The sequence below is a fragment of the Streptomyces roseirectus genome, assembly GCF_014489635.1.
GTDB classification, from domain to species: domain Bacteria; phylum Actinomycetota; class Actinomycetes; order Streptomycetales; family Streptomycetaceae; genus Streptomyces; species Streptomyces roseirectus.
Genome location: NZ_CP060828.1, coordinates 2,333,947 through 2,352,479, shown reverse-complemented (window position 1 = coordinate 2,352,479; position 18,533 = coordinate 2,333,947). Strand labels below are relative to the sequence as shown.

At 72.3% G+C, this 18,533-nt stretch carries 18 protein-coding genes; 10 read left to right on the top strand and 8 right to left on the bottom strand.

What is annotated here, in order from left to right:
* Positions 1-37 precede the first annotated feature (37 nt).
* The 6 genes from IAG44_RS09550 (at position 38) to IAG44_RS09525 (ending at position 7,789) form a co-directional block, all read left to right on the top strand.
* On the top strand, positions 38-844 hold the full coding sequence (locus IAG44_RS09550) for an AfsR/SARP family transcriptional regulator (RefSeq protein WP_187746702.1): 807 nt from the start codon (positions 38-40) through the stop codon (positions 842-844).
* A gap of 214 nt (positions 845-1,058) precedes the next feature.
* Positions 1,059-1,802, top strand: coding sequence for a helical backbone metal receptor (locus IAG44_RS09545; protein ID WP_187746701.1), 744 nt, complete (start codon positions 1,059-1,061; stop codon positions 1,800-1,802).
* Between the two features lie 105 nt (positions 1,803-1,907).
* Positions 1,908-5,120: a fused isobutyryl-CoA mutase/GTPase IcmF gene (gene icmF / locus IAG44_RS09540; protein WP_187746700.1), complete on the top strand. Its 3,213-nt coding sequence runs from the start codon at positions 1,908-1,910 to the stop codon at positions 5,118-5,120.
* 99 nt (positions 5,121-5,219) lie between these two features.
* A complete protein-coding gene (locus IAG44_RS09535; RefSeq protein WP_187746699.1) occupies positions 5,220-6,482 on the top strand; it encodes an amidohydrolase family protein in 1,263 nt (420 codons plus the stop codon).
* 96 nt (positions 6,483-6,578) lie between these two features.
* Positions 6,579-7,385 carry an MBL fold metallo-hydrolase gene (locus tag IAG44_RS09530; protein WP_187746698.1) on the top strand — a complete coding sequence of 269 codons (807 nt, stop codon included), beginning with the start codon at positions 6,579-6,581 and terminating at the stop codon, positions 7,383-7,385.
* A gap of 5 nt (positions 7,386-7,390) precedes the next feature.
* Positions 7,391-7,789 carry a nuclear transport factor 2 family protein gene (locus tag IAG44_RS09525; protein ID WP_187746697.1) on the top strand — a complete coding sequence of 133 codons (399 nt, stop codon included), beginning with the start codon at positions 7,391-7,393 and terminating at the stop codon, positions 7,787-7,789.
* A gap of 42 nt (positions 7,790-7,831) precedes the next feature.
* Here IAG44_RS09525 and IAG44_RS09520 read toward each other — a convergent pair whose 3' ends face one another.
* Together IAG44_RS09520 and IAG44_RS09515 are read right to left on the bottom strand one after the other, a co-directional pair.
* A complete protein-coding gene (locus IAG44_RS09520; protein ID WP_187746696.1) occupies positions 7,832-8,773 on the bottom strand; it encodes a carbohydrate kinase family protein in 942 nt (313 codons plus the stop codon).
* A 26-nt stretch (positions 8,774-8,799) separates the two neighbouring features.
* Entirely contained in the window at positions 8,800-9,468 is a 669-nt protein-coding gene (locus IAG44_RS09515; RefSeq protein WP_187746695.1) for a class II aldolase/adducin family protein, read from the bottom strand.
* Positions 9,469-9,545: 77 nt separating this feature from the next.
* Between IAG44_RS09515 and IAG44_RS09510 the strand changes: the two genes are divergently transcribed.
* Entirely contained in the window at positions 9,546-10,175 is a 630-nt protein-coding gene (locus IAG44_RS09510) for a TetR/AcrR family transcriptional regulator (RefSeq protein WP_246561606.1), read from the top strand.
* Positions 10,176-11,142: 967 nt separating this feature from the next.
* Here IAG44_RS09510 and IAG44_RS09505 read toward each other — a convergent pair.
* A complete protein-coding gene (locus IAG44_RS09505; RefSeq protein WP_187746694.1) occupies positions 11,143-11,736 on the bottom strand; it encodes a MarR family winged helix-turn-helix transcriptional regulator in 594 nt (197 codons plus the stop codon).
* A 127-nt stretch (positions 11,737-11,863) separates the two neighbouring features.
* On the opposite strand from IAG44_RS09505, the gene IAG44_RS09500 reads away from it, so the two are divergent.
* Positions 11,864-12,379, top strand: coding sequence for a YceI family protein (locus IAG44_RS09500; RefSeq protein ID WP_187746693.1), 516 nt, complete (start codon positions 11,864-11,866; stop codon positions 12,377-12,379).
* 8 nt (positions 12,380-12,387) lie between these two features.
* Here the strand turns inward: IAG44_RS09500 and IAG44_RS09495 are convergent, their stop codons facing one another.
* From IAG44_RS09495 to IAG44_RS09475, 5 genes are all read right to left on the bottom strand, one after another.
* Positions 12,388-12,849 (bottom strand): DUF6099 family protein, encoded by a 462-nt coding sequence (locus tag IAG44_RS09495; RefSeq protein WP_187746692.1) that lies wholly within the window; start codon positions 12,847-12,849, stop codon positions 12,388-12,390.
* Between the two features lie 184 nt (positions 12,850-13,033).
* Positions 13,034-13,390: a nucleotide pyrophosphohydrolase gene (locus IAG44_RS09490; protein ID WP_187746691.1), complete on the bottom strand. Its 357-nt coding sequence runs from the start codon at positions 13,388-13,390 to the stop codon at positions 13,034-13,036.
* Positions 13,387-14,646, bottom strand: a complete 1,260-nt coding sequence (locus IAG44_RS09485) for an AAA family ATPase (RefSeq protein WP_425508516.1) — start codon at positions 14,644-14,646, stop codon at positions 13,387-13,389. The genes IAG44_RS09490 and IAG44_RS09485 overlap by 4 nt, the downstream gene beginning before the upstream one ends.
* An 838-nt stretch (positions 14,647-15,484) precedes the next feature.
* The gene (locus tag IAG44_RS09480) at positions 15,485-15,895 is read right to left on the bottom strand and encodes a cell division protein SepF (RefSeq protein ID WP_187746690.1); all 411 of its coding nucleotides are present in this window, start codon (positions 15,893-15,895) and stop codon (positions 15,485-15,487) included.
* Positions 15,896-16,099: 204 nt separating this feature from the next.
* Positions 16,100-16,261 carry a hypothetical protein gene (locus IAG44_RS09475; protein WP_187746689.1) on the bottom strand — a complete coding sequence of 54 codons (162 nt, stop codon included), beginning with the start codon at positions 16,259-16,261 and terminating at the stop codon, positions 16,100-16,102.
* 239 nt (positions 16,262-16,500) lie between these two features.
* Here IAG44_RS09475 and IAG44_RS09470 point away from each other — a divergent pair, with 239 nt between their 5' ends.
* Both IAG44_RS09470 and IAG44_RS09465 read left to right on the top strand, forming a co-directional pair.
* On the top strand, positions 16,501-17,424 hold the full coding sequence (locus tag IAG44_RS09470) for an LLM class F420-dependent oxidoreductase (protein ID WP_187746688.1): 924 nt from the start codon (positions 16,501-16,503) through the stop codon (positions 17,422-17,424).
* A gap of 132 nt (positions 17,425-17,556) precedes the next feature.
* Entirely contained in the window at positions 17,557-18,459 is a 903-nt protein-coding gene (locus tag IAG44_RS09465) for a DUF4232 domain-containing protein (protein WP_187746687.1), read from the top strand.
* Positions 18,460-18,533: the final 74 nt, after the last annotated feature.

The following is an 18,533-nucleotide window of genomic DNA, read 5'->3' as shown; positions in this document are numbered from 1 at the left end:
GGTCCAGGGGATGCGACTCGAAAAGGGAGAGCACGCTATGGAGATCAAGGTATTGGGACCGCTGTCCGCGCACGTCCACGGAACCTCGGTGGTTCCCAGCGCGGCCAAACCCCGGCAGATTCTGGCGTTGCTCGCCCTCCAGGCGGACCACGTCGTCACCGTGCCGACGCTGATGGCGGAGATCTGGGGCGAACGGATCCCCCGCAGCGCGTCGACGACCCTCCAGACCTACATCCTCCAACTGCGCCGCAGGATCGCGGCGGGCCTCGCCGGCGACCCGACGCGCAGCGCGAAGGACGTCCTCGTCACCCAGTTCGGCGGCTACCTGCTGCGCGTGCAGCCCGGCCAGGTCGACGTCCAGGAGTTCGAGCAGCTGGTCGCCGACGGCCGCTTCGCCTACGACGCCGGCGACTACCGCACCGCCTCCCGCCTCCTCGGCGACGCCCTCAACCTGTGGCACGGGCCGGCCCTGGTCGACGTCCGCGCGGGCAGCGTGCTCGAACTGGAGGTGCTGCGGCTGGAGGAGAACCGGATGGCCGCGCTGGAGCGGCGCATCGAGGCCGACATCCGGCTCGGCCGGCACGCCGAAGTCGTCCCGGAACTCCGGGTTCTGACGGCACGTCACCCCATGCACGAGCGGTTCTGCGCCCAGTTCATGCTGGCCCTGCACCGCTCCGGCGGCGCCTGGCGGGCCCTGGAGGCGTACCAGCGCCTGCGCGGCGCCCTCGTCACCGAACTGGGCCTCGAACCCTCCCCCTCCCTGCGCCAGCTCCACCACGCCGTCCTCTCCGGCGACACGGCCCTGGACGAGCGCACGGCGGGCGTCGCCTACGGCGGCGCGTGAACGCGAGCCGTACGCCTGACGCCCTCTGCTCCGACGTCCCGCGATCCGACGCCTTCCGACCCGACGCCCCCTGCCCCAGCGCCCGCAATCCGGCGCCCTCCGTCCCGGCGCCCCGCAACCCGACGCCCCCTGTCCCGACGCCCCTCGGCGGACCCCGGCCGCCGCCCACCCGCCCCGCGGGCATCCCGGCGTGCCCCTGTGGCACAGTGCCGGGATGTACGACGACATGGGAACCCCGGTCCACCTGCCGCGTCCGCCCCGCCGCGTCGTCTCCCTCGTGCCCTCGCTGACCGAGGCCCTGGCCGGGACGGGCGTCCTCGTCGGGGCGACCGACTGGTGCACGCATCCGGCGGACCTCGGGGTGAGCCGGGTGCGGGGGACGAAGAACCCGGACCGGGCGGCGATCGCCGCGCTCGCGCCGGACCTGGTGATCGCGAACAAGGAGGAGAACCGCGAGCTGGACGTGGCCCGGCTGCGGGCGGCGGGCGTGCCGGTGTGGGTGACCGTCGTGGAGACGGTCCCGCAGGCCCTCGACTCGCTCGGACGGCTGTTCACTCAGGCTCTGCGGGTGGCGGAGCCCGGCTGGCTCGGCGAGGCGCGGGAGCTGTGGGGCGGCGCGCCGGCGCCGGTCACCGCGACCGTCGCCGTCCCCGTCTGGCGCGACCCCTGGATGGTCGTCGGCGGCTCCACCTTCACCGGGGACCTGCTGCGCCGCGCCGGGCTCGCCAACGTGTTCGACGGGGACGCGCGGGGCCGGTATCCGCGCGTCGAGGCCGCGGAGATCCGCGCGGACGCCGTGCTGCTGCCCGACGAGCCGTACGTGTTCACGGCGGAGGACGGGCCCGAGATGTTCCCGGGGCGGACGGTACGGCTGGTGAGCGGACGGTCGCTGACCTGGTACGGACCGTCGCTGGTGGCGGCCCACGACATGCTCGCGCGGCTCGCGGCGGGGATCTGAGGGGATCCGGACCCCACGAATTCACTTGGACGTCCTAGTATTTATTTAGTAGGACGTCCAAGTATCTCGACCAAGTATCTCGACGCGTGCTGTTGGAAGGTCCCCATGAGCGCACTGCACCGGCCCAGGAACCCCGTCCGGCTCGTCACCGCCTCCGCCCTGTTCGACGGGCACGACGCCTCGATCAACATCATGCGGCGGATCTTCCAGTCGCAGGGCGCGGAGGTGATCCACCTCGGGCACAACCGCTCGGTGCGCGAGGTCGTGGACGCGGCCCTGGAGGAGGACGCGCACGGGGTGGCCGTCTCCTCGTACCAGGGCGGCCACGTCGAGTACTTCGAGTACCTGGTCGAGTCGCTGCGCGAGCGGGGCGCCGGACACGTGAAGGTCGTCGGCGGCGGGGGCGGCGTCATCGTGCCCGAGGAGATCACCCGGCTGCGCGCGTCCGGCGTGACCATCTTCTCCCCGGAGGACGGGCAGCGGATGGGGCTCGCCGGGATGGTCAACTCGGTCGTGGCAGCCTGCGACACCGACCTCTGGGACGAGCGTCCGGCCGACCTCGACGCCGTGCTCGCCGGCGACCGCTCCGCCCTCGCCCGCGCCATCACCGGCGCCGAACTCGGCAAGCTGCCACGGGAGTTCACCGAACCGGCGCGCGCGGTCCCGGTCCTCGGCATCACCGGCACCGGCGGCTCGGGCAAGTCCTCGCTCACCGACGAACTCGTCCGGCGTCTCAGGCTCGACCAGCAGGACAAGCTGCGGATCGCGGTGATCGCCGTCGACCCGACCCGGCGGCGCGGGGGAGGGGCCCTGCTCGGCGACCGGATCCGGATGAACTCCCTCGACGGCAACCGGGTGTTCTTCCGCTCCCTCGCCACCCGAGGCAGCCATGAACTGCCCGCGCACCTGGCCGACGTCATCGGGGTCGTGAAGGCCGCCGGGTTCGACCTGGTCATCGTCGAGACGCCCGGCATCGGGCAGGGCGACGCGGCGATCGTGCCGTTCGTCGACACCTCGCTGTACGTGATGACACCGGAGTTCGGCGCGGCCTCGCAGCTGGAGAAGATCGACATGCTCGACTTCGCGGACACGGTCGCCATCAACAAGTTCGAACGCCGGGGCGCGAAGGACGCGTTGCGTGACGTGGGCCGCCAACTGGTCCGCAACCGGGAGGCGTTCGGGCAGCGGCCCGAGGACATGCCGGTGTACGGCACGAGCGCCGCGACCTTCAACGACGACGGAGTCACCGCGCTCTACCAGCACTTGAGGTCGGTCCTCGCGGACAAGGGGCTGCCCGTCACGGAGGGTGTCCTGGCCCCCGTCGCCGTCCGGCACTCCTCCGGCATCCGCCAGGTCGTCCCCGCCGACCGCGTCCGCTACCTCGCCGAGATCACCGACACCGTCCGCGCCTACCACGCCCGCACGGTCCAACTCGCGGACGCCGCACGCCGGTTGCAGCGGCTCGAAGCCGTCGAGGAGGAGCTGGAGCGGGCGGGTTCCGACGCCGCGAACGTGCGCGCGCTCACCACCGAGGCCCGTCGCGCCCTCCCCGCCGAGACCGCCGACCAGATCGCGAACTGGCCTGCCGTGGTCGCCTCGTACTCCGGGGACGAGCAGGTCGTCACCGTGCGCGGCAAGGAGATCCGCACCAGGCTGACCCGCGAATCCCTCTCCGGCAACCGCGTCCCGCGCGTCGCCCTGCCCCGGTCCACCGACCACGGCGAGCTGGTGACCTACTGGCGCCGCGAGAACCTGCCCGGCCACTTCCCCTTCACGGCGGGGGTGTTCCCCTTCAAGCGGGACGGCGAGGACCCGGCCCGCATGTTCGCCGGCGAGGGCGACCCCTTCCGCACCAACCGGCGCTTCAAGCTCCTCTCCGAGGGCCAGCCCGCGACCCGCCTGTCCACGGCCTTCGACTCGGTGACCCTCTACGGCCGCGACCCCGACGAACGCCCCGACATCTACGGCAAGGTCGGCACCTCAGGCGTCTCCGTCGCCACCCTCGACGACATGAAGGCCCTCTACGACGGCTTCGACCTGGTCGCGCCCACCACCTCCGTGTCGATGACGATCAACGGGCCCGCGCCGACGGTCCTCGCGTTCTTCCTCAACACCGTGACGGACCAGCGCATCGACGCCTTCCGCGAAGCCGAGGGCCGCGAGCCGTCCGAGGAGGAGGCGGCGGAGCTGCGCGCCGAGGCGCTGGCGAGCGTGCGCGGCACGGTCCAGGCGGACATCCTCAAGGAGGACCAGGGGCAGAACACCTGCCTGTTCTCCACCGAGTTCTCCTTGCGGATGATGGCCGACATCCAGGAGTGGTTCATCCAGCAGAAGGTCCGCAACTTCTATTCCGTCTCCATCTCCGGCTACCACATCGCCGAGGCCGGCGCGAACCCCATCAGCCAGCTCGCCTTCACCCTCGCCAACGGATTCACCTACGTCGAGGCGTACTTGGCGCGCGGTATGCACATCGACGACTTCGCGCCCAACCTCTCCTTCTTCTTCTCCAACGGCATGGACCCCGAGTACGCGGTCCTCGGCCGGGTCGCCCGCCGCATCTGGGCCGTCGCGATGAGGGAGAAGTACGGCGCGAACGAGCGCAGCCAGAAGCTGAAGTACCACGTCCAGACCTCCGGACGCTCCCTGCACGCCCAGGAGATGGACTTCAACGACATCCGCACCACCCTCCAGGCGCTCATCGCCCTCTACGACAACTGCAACAGCCTCCACACCAACGCCTACGACGAGGCCGTCACCACCCCGACCGAGGAGTCGGTGCGCCGGGCGCTCGCGATCCAGCTCATCATCAACCGCGAGTGGGGCCTCGCGATGAACGAGAACCCGCTCCAAGGGTCCTACGTCATCGACGAGTTGACCGACCTCGTCGAGGAGGCGGTGCTCCAGGAGTTCGAGCGGATCAGCGAACGCGGCGGTGTGCTGGGCGCGATGGAGACCGGCTACCAGCGCGGGCGGATCCAGGACGAGTCGATGCTCTACGAGCAGCGCAAGCACGACGGCACGCTGCCGATCGTCGGCGTCAACACCTTCCGCAACCCGCACGCCGCCGACGCCGCCCCGGGGCCGGTCGAACTCGCCCGCGCGACCGAGGAGGAGAAGCGGTCCCAGCTGGAGCGGGTCACCGGCTTCCGGGCCCGCCACCGGAGCGAGGCGGACCGGGCGCTGGCCGCGCTGAAGGAGGCGGCGGTGGGCGACGGCAACGTCTTCGCCGTCCTCATGGAGGCGGCCCGGGTGTGCACGCTCCAGCAGGTGACGGAGGCGTTCTTCGAGGTGGGAGGCCAGTACCGGCGGAACGTGTGAGGGACGCGGGGCGGTTCCGGGTGCGGGGCCGCCCCTGTTCTCTGCCTGGATAGCTTTGTGAATAGCTTTCTTGTTGCCTTTCAGGGTAGCTTTCTCGATGTGACAGATCCCCGTATCCTGATCCGCAACGGCCGTGTCGTCGACACCGAGCCGCACCCCCACGCCACGCACGCCACGGACGTCCTGATCGAGGACGGCAGGATCCTCGCCCTCGGCCGGGGGCTCCCGGACGCGGGGGCCACCGTCATCGACGCCACCGACCGGATCGTCCTGCCCGGGTTCGTCGACGCCCACCGCCACCTGTGGCAGTCCGCCCTGCGCGGCGCCGCCGTCGACACCGACCTCGCCGGCTACCTCGCCGCACTCGCCCGCTACGGACCCCAGTTCACGCCCGGCGCCGTCTACGCGGCGACCCTCGCCGCCGCCCTGGAGTGCGTCGACTCCGGCATCACCACCCAGCTCGACCACTCCCACATCACCTACTCCCCGGAGCACGCCGACGCGGCCGTCGACGCCCTCATCGAGTCCGGGCTGCGCGCGGTCTACGGCTACGGCACCCCCGTCACCGGCGGGGACGGCCTCGACGACCTGTACCGGGTGCGCAACCAGCGGCTCGCGAGCGACCGGGCGCTCGTCACCCTCGCGTACGCGCCGCTCGGGCCGTCGTTCGCGCCGGTCGAGCGGATCACGGAGGAGTGGCGCGCCGTCGACGAACTGGATCTGCCGGTCACCTTCCACGTCGCCTCGACGCCCCTCGCGTCGCGCCCGGTCACCGCCCTGCGCGACGCGGGCCTGCTGCGTGAGCGGATCCTCTACGTCCACGGCAACACGCTCGACGACGGCGAACTCAAGCTGATCGCCGACTCCGGTGCCACCGCGTGCGCGGCCCCCGGTGCCGAGGCGATGCTCGGCAACCGCTCGCCCGTCGCCGGACGCCTGCGCCGTGCGGGCGTCGTCACCGGTCTCGGCGCCGATACGGTCACCTCCGCGCCGGGGGACATGTTCTCCGTGATGCGCGCGGCGCTGCTGGCCAGCCGGCTGGCCGACGAGGTGCCGCTGACCGTCGCCGATGTGCTGCGCATGGCCACCATCGATGGCGCCACCGCGCTCGGCCTCGGCGATCGGACCGGGTCCCTGCGGCCCGGCAAGCAGGCCGACGTCGTTCTTCTCCGCCTCGATGACCTCAACGTCCTCACGGCGGAGCGCGATCCTGTCGCCGCCGTCGTCACCTCCGCCGGGCCGCACAACGTGGACACCGTCCTTGTCGCCGGGCGGGTCGTGAAGCGGGCGGGGCGGGTTGTGAACCGTGAACTCCGGGAGGCTGTACGGGAGTTGCGGGGGTTTGCGGCGGGGTTGAACTGATAGGGGGTCGGGGCGCGAAGGCGAACTATCTGTACAGTCAGATACTGTGTCGTCAGGCGGATTGTCGTCGCCCCTCAGCCTCCTCAAGGAGCCCCCATGAGCACCCTGGAATTCACCGTCCTCGACCTGGACTTCCCGGCCGGCAGCAAGAACAAGACGGCGACGCTCGTCACCGGTGAGAGCGAGGCGCTGCTCGTCGACGCCGCGTTCACGCGGGCGGACGGGCATCGGCTCGCCGCGGCCGTGCTGGACTCGGGCAAGACGCTCACGACCGTGTTCGTCAGCCATGCCGACCCCGACTTCTACTTCGGTGCCGAGGTCGTCGCGGATGCCTTCCCGGACGCGAGGTTCGTGGCGACGCCGCTGGTCATCGAGCACATCAAGGACTCCTACGAGGGCAAGCTGAAGGCGTGGGCGGCGTTGGGGGCGAACCTGCCGACGCGGCTGGTGGAGATCGAGCCGCTGACCGGGGACCTCGTTCTGGAGGGGCACCGTTTCGAGCTGAGGGGCGGCTCGGCGGAGCTGCCCGACCGGCACTACCTGTGGCAGGCCGAGCACAGGGCGATCGTCGGCGGGGTCCTGCTCTTCCAGCAGGAGCACGTGTGGGTCGCCGACACGCCCACCCCCGGCGACCGCGCCGCGTGGATCAAGGCGCTGGACGAGATGGCCGCGCTGGAGCCCGAGCTGGTCGTCCCCGGCCACCGCCTCCCGGACACCGCCGCCGACGCGTCCGCGATCACCGCGACCCGTGAGTACCTGGTCGCGTTCGAGGAGGAGCTGGGCAAGGCCGCCGACGGCGCCGCCCTCACCGCCGCGCTCGTCGCCCGCTACCCGGACCACGGCATGCTGATCGCCGCGCAGATCGGCGCGAAGGTCGCCAAGGGCGAGATGACGTGGGGCTGACCGCGATGACCCACGAGAGCCCCGCCGGCGTCGTCCGCCGCCAGTACCTCGCCTCCGCCGCCGGTGACCTCGACGCCCTGCGTGCCACCCTCGCGCCCGACGTCGAGTGGAAGGAGATGGCCGGCTTCCCCCTCGCCGGCACCTACCGCACCCCCGAGGGCGTCACCGCCGCCGTCATGCAGCAGCTCGGCAAGGACTGGGACGACTGGACCGCCCACGACGACACCTACGTCGTCGACGGCGAGAACGTCGTCGTCCTCGCCCGCTACACGGCCGTCAACAAGGCCACCGGCAAGCCGATCGACGTCCGCGTCGCCCACCACTTCGTCGTGCGGGGCGGGTTGATCGTCCGCTTCGAACAGTTCGTGGACACGGCGCTCGTCCGCGACGCGATGAGCGCCTGAACTCGCCCCGGGACACGGCGGTCCCGATGCCTCCCGGGACCGCTAATCCGCCTTCAGCACCGGCGTGTTCGCCGCGAACTCGTCCACCGCCTCCAGGTCGAAGTCCCCGTGGTCGCTGCCGAGGCCCTGCGCCACCAGGGCCGCCGCCGCGCAGCCCAGCACCGCGCACTCGCGCGGGGTGCGGCCGAGGCCGAGGCCGCGCAGGAAGCCGGCGGAGAAGGCGTCCCCGCACCCCGTCGTGTCGACGACGTCCACCGCGAACGCCGGTACCTCGATGGTCTCCTGAGGAGTGACGACCAGCGCGCCGCGCGCCCCCAGCGTCACGGCGACACACCCCACGCCGCGCTCCAGGAAGACCCGCGCCCCCTCCTCCACGCTCCCCGCCCCCGTGAACCCGAGCACCTGGTCCTCGTTGGGCAGCAGGTGATCGACGTACGGCAGCGCCTCCGCGATCCAGTCGAACAGACCGCTGTCACCGGCCGCGAGGATGTCCGCCGAGGTCACCGTCCCCGCCTCGCGCGCCGCCCGCAGGATCTTCGCCGCCGCCTCGCCGCCCATCAACTCCGGTGCGCCCAGGTGGAGATGGGTCGCCGCCGCGATCTCGTCGTGCGGGGCGTCGTCCGCGCCGTAGGTGATGTTCGCGCCCAGCACGTGGAACGCGGGCCGGCTGCCGTCCGGGCGGATCGGCAGCACCGACGCGGAGGTCTGGACGTCGTCGCGGCGCAGGACCAGGGAGGTGTCGACGCCGAACCGGGCCAGCAGGCTCAGCAGCAGGTCACCGATCGGGTCGGTGCCGATCGCCCCGGCCGTCCGCACCGACGCGCCCAGCTTGGCCAGCGTCACCGCCGTCCCGGCCGCCGTGCCCGCCGGGGCGAAGCGGATCTGGTCGACCAGCGTCGCGCCCTGCCCGTCGGGGATGGACTCGACGGGGCGGACCTGGACGTCGAACACGTGGGCGCCGAGCGCTATGACCGTCTGACTCACGAGAACTCCCTGTCTCCGCTGACCTATTACGGCTTCGCCGCACGCGTACTGCCGTAGCCGCTGTTCAACGCGGCCGTGATGACGGCTAGTTGCTGCTCCTCGTCCAGCGCGCGCGGCGTGCCGAGGGCCGCCGCCCTGGCGTACACGTCGCACGCCCACTCCAGCAGCAGCGCGTTCTCCACGGCCTTGTCCAGCGTCGAACCGTGCGCCACCGCACCGTGGTTGGCCATCAGCGCCGCCGACCTGCCCTCCAGCGCGGCCAGTACGTGCGCGGCCAGCTCAGGACTGCCGAACACCGCGAACGGCGCGACTCGCACCGCGCCGCCCAACAGCAGCATCTGGTAGTGCACGCACGGGAGTTCGTCCAGGACCAGCGAGAGCGCGGTGGCCCTCGGCGAGTGCGTGTGGACGACGGCCCCGGCGCCGGAACTCCGGTACACGCCGAGGTGCAGCTCCAGTTCGGACGTCGGCGCGAGGTCACCGGCGAGGATCCGTCCGTCCGGGCCGACCACCGTCACCTCGTCCGGGGTGATCCCCGCGAGGACCGCGCCGGTCGCGGTCACCGCCACCGCGTCGCCGACGCGCACGCTCACGTTGCCCGCCGTGCCGATCAGCAGGCCCTCGTCCGCGAGGCGCCGGCTCGCCTCCGCGACCGCGCGCCGCGCTTCCTCCCAGGGGGGACTCGGCTCCGTCATGACGCGAAACGTAACCTGAACCTGAAACAAAGTCACGTTTGGTTTCAGGATCCAGCGAACTCGATCGGGAGGCGTGCGTGGCGGAGTCCGACGAACTGGCCGGGGTGCGGCTGCGGCGCAGGCCACGGCAGGCCCGGTCCCAGGAGAAGGTCGCCCGCGTGCTCGCGGCGGCGGAACGGCTCCTCGGGGAGGAGGGGGTGAGCGCCCTCACGACGACCCGCGTCGCCGCCGAGGCGGGCGTCTCCGTCGGCGCGCTCTACCAGTACCTGCCCGACCGGGACGCCATCGTCGAGGCGCTGGCCGAGCAGTACCTGGGCCGGCTCGAAGCGGCCATGTCGACGTTCGCCCAGCGGGCCGCCGAAGAGGTCTGGGACGATCCCGTCGGCGTCCTCGTCGACGCGTTCGCCGAGCTCTACCGCTCCCAACCCGGCTTCCGCGCCCTCTGGTTCAGCCGCGACCTCACCGACGGCACCCGCGACGCCGACCGCCGCCACAAACACACCATGTCCGCCGGCCTCCACACCGTCCTCGTCGCCCAGCACCTCCTCCCACCCACCCCCGAGGCCGCGACCGCCTGCCGCACCGCCTTCCTCGCGGCCGACGCGGTGACGCAGGAGGCGTTCCGGGGGGACGGGGAGGGGGACGCGGCGCTATTGGCCCAGCTGAAGGTGCTGCTGCGGGCGTATTTGGGGCGGCTGGGGGAGTAGGAGCCCCGCCCCGGTCGGCCTCCACCCCGCAACCCCGCGCCTCACTCCGCTCCCCACCCTCGAACACCCTCCGCCCCCGAAGCCCAGCTCTCTGGTGTCCGTCGGACCCGCGCGGGGCGGTGTCCCGTGTCTGCTTGCCTCATGCTTGGCGGGCCCGCGCGCGTCGGTTCCGTGTCTCCTTGCCTCGCGTCCGTCGGATCCCGCACACCGGTCCCGTGTTCGGGCGGTGTCCCGCCGGCTGGTGTGGCGATGCGGGCCCGTCGGCCTCCGCCCTGAGTCGAAGCGGCGCCTGCCGACTCTCCCGCCCGGCCACGGCGTGGCCTGCTCACCGGCACCGGCCCAGCGGGCCGACCTGCCGAGCCATTGCCTCCGCGCCGGTACACCACCCGACGGGACGTGACCCGCGTTCTCTTGCCCCGCGTTCCTCGGACCCGGGCACGTGGACCCACGCTCGCTGGGCCTACGTTCGCCCTCCGCGCCCGCTGGGCCTACGTTCGCCCTTCCGCGCCCGCTGGGCCTACGTTCGCCCTTCCGCCGCCCGCTGGGCTACGTCCGCCCTCCCGCCGCCCGCTGGGCTACGGCCGCCCTTCCGCGCCCGCTGGGCTACGGCCGCCCTCCCGCCGCCCGCTGGGCTACGTCCGCCCTCCGCGCCCGCCTGCCCGTGCTTCCGCCGCTCCACACCCCCGCGCCGCGCGTTCCACCTGCCCCGGGGCCCTTATCCTCGCCCCCCCAGCCTTGCGTCTCCGTGACCCCACCGCCCCGCACGCAGCCCCACAGCGCCCCACCCCTGCACCCCCAATACCTCACGCCCGCCCACACCGCCCCGCGCCCGCCGCCCCCGCGCGGTGGCCCACCAGCTCCCCCCGAACGACGCGTCCGGCGTTTCCGGCCCGCGCCCGCCGGGCCCGCGCTCCGCGCGGCGGTGGCCCTCCGGGGAGTGCCCGGTGCTCCGGCTCGCCGCCGGCGGCTACTGCGCTGCCTCTGCCCCCGCCTTCGCCTCCGTCCCCGCCTGCATCTCCGTCCCTGCCCCTGCCCCCGTCCCTGTCTCCACCCCTGCCGTGCCCCCCTGCTCCTCCGCCCCCGCCAGCTCCGGAAGGAGGTTGCACAGGGCGTTCACCTCGGTGGGGCCCATGACCTCGCTCAGGGCGGCGCGGACTGTGGTGGCCAGCGTGCAGGAGGACTCGTGGAGGAGCGTGCGGGCCTTGTCCGTGAGGATGACGGTGATGCCGCGTTTGTCGCCGCAGACGGAGGCGCGGGTGACGAGGCCGGCGTGTTGGAGGCAGGCGATCTGGTAGGTGAGGCGGGTCTTGGGGCGCCCGAGGAGTTCGGCGACGCGCGTCATGCGCAGCCCCTCGGGCTGGTCGGCGAGCAGGCACAGGATCAGGAACTCGTCGTGCGAGACGTCCAGCCGCTCCTTGACCAGCGTGTGCAGCCGCTGCTCGACCGCGCTGGTCGCGGCCAGCAACTGCATCCAGCCCCGCAGCTCGCGCGGCAGCGCATCGTCCCCGCCCGGGGTGGGACAAGCGGGCTGGTCGGGAAGGTGCTCGTCGCGGTCGGCCATGGCTTCGAGTCTATCGGCGGCCGGGTTTCCCCCAGCAGGGTTGTCCATATTTGGATGACCGGGTACGGTTCCCTCGTCTCCCCTAGTCCAAATTTGGACGACTGGACCCGATCAGGAGTGGTGAACCATGACCGTCGCCGTCGAAACAGGGCTCTGGCAGCTCGACCGGACCGCCTCCACCGTCGCCCTGCGGCACCGGACGATGTGGGGCCTGGTCAACGTGAAGGGCGTCTTCGCGGGCCTCACCGGCAGCGGCGAGGTCGGCGAGGGCGGCAACGCCACCGGCGTCCTGACCGTCGACGCCGCGTCCGTCGACACGAAGAACACCAAGCGCGACGTCCACCTGCGCTCGGCCGACTTCCTCGACACCGACAACCACCCGGAGATCACGTACGCCGTCCGCACGGCCGAACTGCGCGGCACCGACTCCGTCCACGTCACCGGCCAACTCACCGTGCGCGGCATCAGCCGCCCGCACACCTTCACCGCGAACCTCGTCTCCGCGGACGCCGACGCGGTCACCCTGAACGCCGAATTCACCGTCGACCGCAAGGACTTCGGCCTCGACTGGAACCAGCTCGGCATGATGAAGGACCTGACGACGATCACGGCGACCCTGCGCTTCACCCGCACCAAGGGCTGACGGCGCCCTCATCTCTCCGGTAACGCCTCCTCCTTCGCCGCCAGCTTGCGCAGCATCTCCAGGACACGGTCCCTCGACTCGTCCGCCGCGTCGATGGCCTCCATGCACTGCCAGTACGTCGCCTCGTCGGCGGCCGAGGAGGCGAGGCCGACCAGGGCGATGCCGACCTCGCCGAGGAGGCCGCCGAGGCACAGGAGGGTCAGCCGGGCGTCGTCGAGATCGGTCAGCTGCGCGGCGCGGAGGGCTTCGGGGGCGAGGTCGGGCGCGTCGAGGACGCCGCAGCCCCGGCCCGCCAGCTCCGTCAACCCCAGGGCCTCGCCCCGCAGTTCGGGCGGGCCGGAGACCGCGAGGCGGCTGCCGATCGCCTGCGCGAGGGCCTGCGCCTGCCACACCTCGGCAAGCAGCTCGGCGCCGTCACCGCCCTGCGCCAGAGCCCACCGGCTCGCCAGGATGAGCCGCACCGCGTCCATGCGCCACCCCCGTCCGGGACCCGTTCCTCACGCGTCCGCCTCAACTCCCTTGTCCACTACCCAGAGTGAGGGAGCTTGAGACCAAAAGCCAGAGGAAGGCGGAAATCTGTGGACAACAAATCGGTTTCGGACGACTGAACGATTACTCAGAGCGACGATAGGCGTGATCGTCCCCGCGCGCTCCTCATTCCGCTTCCGCCGCGCCCCCGTTCACCGGGAACCGCTTCTCGTTGCGGTCGATCTTCGCCGCCAGCGCGGCGAGCGGGTCGACGCCCAGGACCTCGCAGAGCTGGAGCAGATAGGCGAGGACATCGGCGACCTCGTCCCGCACGCGATGGGCGGTGTCCGGGTCGGACATCACCCCCGTGGACTCCTCGGGGGTCAACCACTGGAAGATCTCCACGAGTTCGGACGCCTCGACGCTCAGCGCGGCGACGAGGTTCTTGGGCGTGTGGAACGGCTGCCAGTCACGGGCGGCGGCGAATTCGGCGAGCCTGCGCTGCAGCGCGGCCACGTCGGGCGGGGGTGTCTCTCCTGTCACGACTCAAGGTGTACCACCGTGACGCCGGGCAGCCCGATCGCCCACGAGTCGTCGCTCACCGTGCCCATGAGGTGGATGTGTCCCCGTTCCGCCATCAGGACGGCGAGTTCGAGGAGCGTGAAGCGCTGGTTCAGGTCCAGGCACCGGTCGAAGTTGTCGGCCAGCAGCGTCAACGCGCCGAGCGCGGTGGGGACTTCGCGCGGGGCGTCGACCGTCAGGACACCCGCGCCGGTCAGCAGGACCAGGGCGAGACCGAGGTGACGCAACTCGCCGTCGCCCAGCCGGTGGAGCGCCGTCGTCCCTCCTCCGCCCCGGTCGAGGACGGCCTGCAGTCGGCCGTCCGTCCGCGCCTCCGCGCGCAGGTCGACGACCGGTCCCGCGCAGCCGGCGGCCACCGCCTCGACCAGGGCCGCGTGCCGGACGGCGCACTCGGCGCGGGTGCGGAAGACGACGTCCGCGAAGTTGTCGCAGCCCGCCGACAGGAGCCCCGAGCCCGGGAGCACCGGCTCCCGCATCGCCTCCGGACGGGGGTCGCAGGCGAACACCGTCCGCAGGGCGACGACCATCTGCTCGGCCGCGGACAACGCCCGCCGCTGGCCCCGGGTGCGGCCCGAGACCCGTAACGGGAGTATCGCGGTGGCCAGTTGGTCGTCCGGGAACGGGGCGCGCACGCGTGGCGACGAACCGCCGGTGTACCAGGCGGCGTCCACCGTCGGGCGGCTCGGATCCCGCAGCGCCGTCTCCAGCAACACCGTCCCGCCCGCGCTCAGCCGTTCCCCCACGATCCGCATCCGCGGCTCCGCCTGCACCGCCACATCCAACGTCACCGGCCCCTCGGGCCCGTCCGCCGTACACCCGATCCGAAACCCCCGCCGCCCCTGCGCGTCCTTCCGCGCCCACACCGGCACACACCCCCCGACATCCCCGAACACCTCCCGCACCGACTCCCCGCCCCCGAGCCGCGACAACGCCCCATACGCCCGCAGTACTCCACTCTTCCCACTACCGCTCCGCCCCCCGAACAACGTCACCGGCCCCAGCCGGTACACCCTCCGCCGATGATTGGCATACGCGGACAACCGCAACTCGGTGAGCCGGGGCCGCAGGGGCCGACGGACGTCGGAGGAGTGGGCGTCGGAGGGCCGCACCTCAGAAGGCCGGGCATCGGAGGTGGCCCCCGAACCCGGAGCACCGCTCTCCCCGCGTCGGCCCCTCGGCGGAGGCACCCGGGGCGCCCGCAGGCGTACCCCATCCATCGGCCCGCTCATGGGCTCACCCGCAGGCGGCGAATTCGTCATGCCGGGACCGTAGAAGCCCCCTTCCCGGGCGAACCGTTTTGCCCCCCAGATGTTCCCCCGAACGGGCGACCCCCGGCCCCCTACCGAAAACCGGTCACCCCGCACCGCCCGCTCACCGGATGGCCGAACCGACGAACAGGCCGTCGCGGATCGAAGTGCCCGGACGTGCGTGCGCGGAGGTGCGGGCGAGTCGGTGCCGTGTCGAGGGGCGTGGCCGTGCGGACCGTCGGGCCCCGCCCGGGGGAGCCGAGACGGCCGCCAGTTCGCACGCTCGGCCGGTGAACCGGGTCCCGCGGACTGGGGTGGGTCACGTCCCCTGGGGCGGTGTACCGGCGTGGAGCCGGCGACTCGGCAGGTCGGCCCGCTGGGTCGGCGCCGTCGTCACCGGCTCCACGCCGGGCCTCCGGCGCTCCGCAGAGGGCGGCATGCTCAGCCGCGCCCGGTTCCGTCACTCCGGCATGTGCCAACCTCTCCGCTGCCCATCGACACGGCCTCGACCGGCGCCGTCGTCACCGGCTCCACGCCGGGCCTCCGGGCGTCCCGCAGAGGGCGGCACGCTCAGCCGCGCCCGGTTCCGTCACCCCGGCGCACGCCCACCGCGCAGCCGCCTGTGGAACCCGCCGAGTCATCGGCGTCGGCATCGGCGGCGCGCCAAGCTCAGAGTCCCCGGCGCCCCGCTCCGCCCCAACCGGCATTCGGCCCCGGGCAAGCGCTGGTCGTCCCGGCGCGTTTCTGGCACGCGCGCCCCTGAACTACCGCGCCCCCGAACTCCCGCGCCCTGATCCCCGCGCCACCCCTAAACCCCCGCCCCCTCCATGATCCCGCTCACCTCGGTCCCCGGCGGCGTCAGCAGGAAGACGTTGCGGTCGACGCGGTGCATGCCGCTGGCGAGGCCGAAGACCACGCCGGTGGAGAAGTCGAGGACGCGTTTGGCGACCTCGGATTCCGCGCCGGTGAGGTCGAGGAGGACGGGGATGCCGGCCATCAGGGTCTCGGCGACCTCGCGGGCGTCGGCGAAGATGTTGACCCGCAGGACGACGAACCGGCGCCGCGCCTCGGTGTCGGCCTCGGGCAGCGCACGGTGGCCGACCGCGGAGGGCCAGGCGTCGCGGCCCCTCAACGGCACGACCTGCGCGAGCCCTTCCCACTGCTCATCGGTGACGTCGTAGCGGTTCACCGGCACCCCCCGAACTGACTCGCGTTCCATCCTGCACCAGCCAATTCTTACGCCATGTCACCCGTTCGGCCCAACAACGACACGGACGGCGACAGCGCGGACACCGTTCACACCCCGCTCACACCGAAGCGGGAGGCCCGCCGCGTGAACGGCGAAACCTCCCGCTGTGCCCGGACGGACATGCCCGGACGAACGTTCCGCCGGGGCCGGAACGGCACGCCCGCGCGGTGTGCCTCAGCTCGCCTCGGTCTCCTCCGCCACCGCCCGCGGCGCACTCCCGGTCGACTGGAGATCCGCGTCCAGCGCGGACAGGTCCGCGTTCAACGACGCCATCAGCTCTTCCATCTGCTGAAGCAACCCCTTCGGCTGCCCGGCGGAGCCCATTTCCTCGGACATGACGGCCTCCTCGGCCCCCGGCCTCGCAGGGGAGGCCGACGCGGGTGACGTCCCGGCGCTGACCTGCCGGGCACGGGCGCCGGGCGGTCCGGCTCCGACGTCCCAACGATCATCGAGAGGGCCGGTCACTCCGGGACGCGCCCGGCGCCCCCGTTTTTCACCCGACAGGGGACGCGGGAGGCCCCCGTGACAGGCGGGGTTGACGATCGCACGGATGTACGGGATGCGAGCATGGGCGTATGGATCTCCGTATCTTCACCGAGCCCCAGCAGGGCGCGACCTACGACACCCTCCTCACCGTCGCGAAGGCCACCGAGGACCTCGGTTTCGACGCGTTCTTCCGCTCCGACCACTACCTGAAGATGGGCGACGTCGACGGCCTCCCCGGCCCCACCGACGCCTGGCTGACCCTCGCCGGACTCGCCCGCGAGACCAAGCGCATCCGCCTCGGCACCCTGATGACCGCCGCCACCTTCCGCCTGCCCGGCGTCCTCGCCATCCAGGTCGCGCAGGTCGACCAGATGTCCGGCGGCCGCGTCGAACTCGGCCTGGGCGCGGGCTGGTTCGAGGAGGAGCACAAGGCGTACGGCATCCCCTTCCCGGCGGAGAAGTTCGGCCGCCTCGAAGAGCAGCTGGAGATCGTCACCGGCCTGTGGAGCACCCCCGTCGGCGAGACGTACGACTTCAAGGGCACCCACTACACGCTGACCGACTCGCCCGCCCTGCCCAAGCCGGCGCAGGCCAAGATCCCCGTCCTGATCGGCGGCGGCGGAGCCAAGCGCACCCCGCGCCTCGCGGCCCGCTACGCCGACGAGTTCAACATGCCGTTCGGCTCCTTCGAGGACACCGAGCGGCAGTTCGGCCGGGTCCGGGCCGCCGTCGAGGAGGCGGGCCGCCCGGCGGACGCGCTCACCTACTCCAACGCGCTCGTCGCCTGCGTCGGCAAGGACGACGCCGAGGTCGCCCGCCGCGCCGCCGTGATCGGCCGCGAGGTCGAGGAGCTGAGGACGAACGGCCTCGCGGGCACCCCGGCGGAGGTCGTCGAGAAGATCGGCCGGTACGCGGAACTCGGCGTCACCCGCTTCTACCTCCAGATCCTCGACCTCGACGACCTGGACCACCTGGAGCTGATCTCGTCCGAGGTGCAGACGCAGCTCGGCTGAGAGCCTGAGAGGCTGCGGCGGTCAGCTCGGCCGAGAGCCTGAGCCGGTCCCTGTGCACCTGTGACACGCCTGTGACCGGAGTTGTGGCTTCCGCCACAGCCCACTGATCGCGCCGCCTGATGAGGTGGCCCGATGCGCAGACCCCGCCTCCTCGTCCCGGCCGTCGCCGCCCTGCTCACCGCCACCGCGTGCGGCGCCGAGCGCGCGGCGGACGCCGGGACGGGCGACGGCGGCGGCGCGCCGTCCGCCTCCCCGGTCACCGACCCGGGCATCGACGGCGCCCGCGTCACCTCCGTGACCCTCCCCGCCGGGCCCGCGCCGAGGCCGAGCGGCGACTACGTGGTCAGGCCGGACAGCCTCGCGCGGGCCGCCGCCGCGTACGAGGTCGTCAACCAGGGCACCGAGACGATGACGTACACCGTCACGATCTCCTTCCGGTCGGCCGACGGCGGCGCGATGGGCAACCAGAAGGTGACGGTGAACGCCGTCGCGCCGGGCAAGAAGGCCACCGGGACCACGGAACTCCTCGGCGTCACCGGGGCGACCACGGCGAAGGTCCTCGACGTCTCCAGCGTCCCCACCGCCGAAGCCCCCTCCAGGAGCGGCGCCTGCCCGCCCTCGGGGATCCGTGTGTACGCCGACGACGGCGACGCGGCGATGGGCCTCAGGGTCGTCGGCATCCACCTGGAGAACTGCGGCACGACCCCCTACTCGCTGAACGGCTTCCCACAGGTGACGATCCTCGACGAGGACCACAGGCCGGTCGACGGCGTCCAGGTCCTCAAGGGCACGAGCGGCATCTCCACCGCCGTCGGCTACGGCGACACCGTCGTGCCGCTGACCCTCAAGCCAGGCGAGAAGGCGAGTTCGTCCCTCGCCTGGCGTAACACCACCGAGTTCGGCACGGCGGTGAACGCCCCCTACGTCCGGGTGCGCGCCAAGTCCGGCGCCGACCCGGTGATGCTGACCCCGGGCCTCGACCTCGGTACTACGGGAAAGCTCGGGGTCGGCCCCTGGCACAAGGCCGAGCGATAACCGAAGGCGCCGGTCACGGACGGTGTGCGAAAGTTGCACCACCTTTTCTCGCACGACTGTTCCACCCACACCGT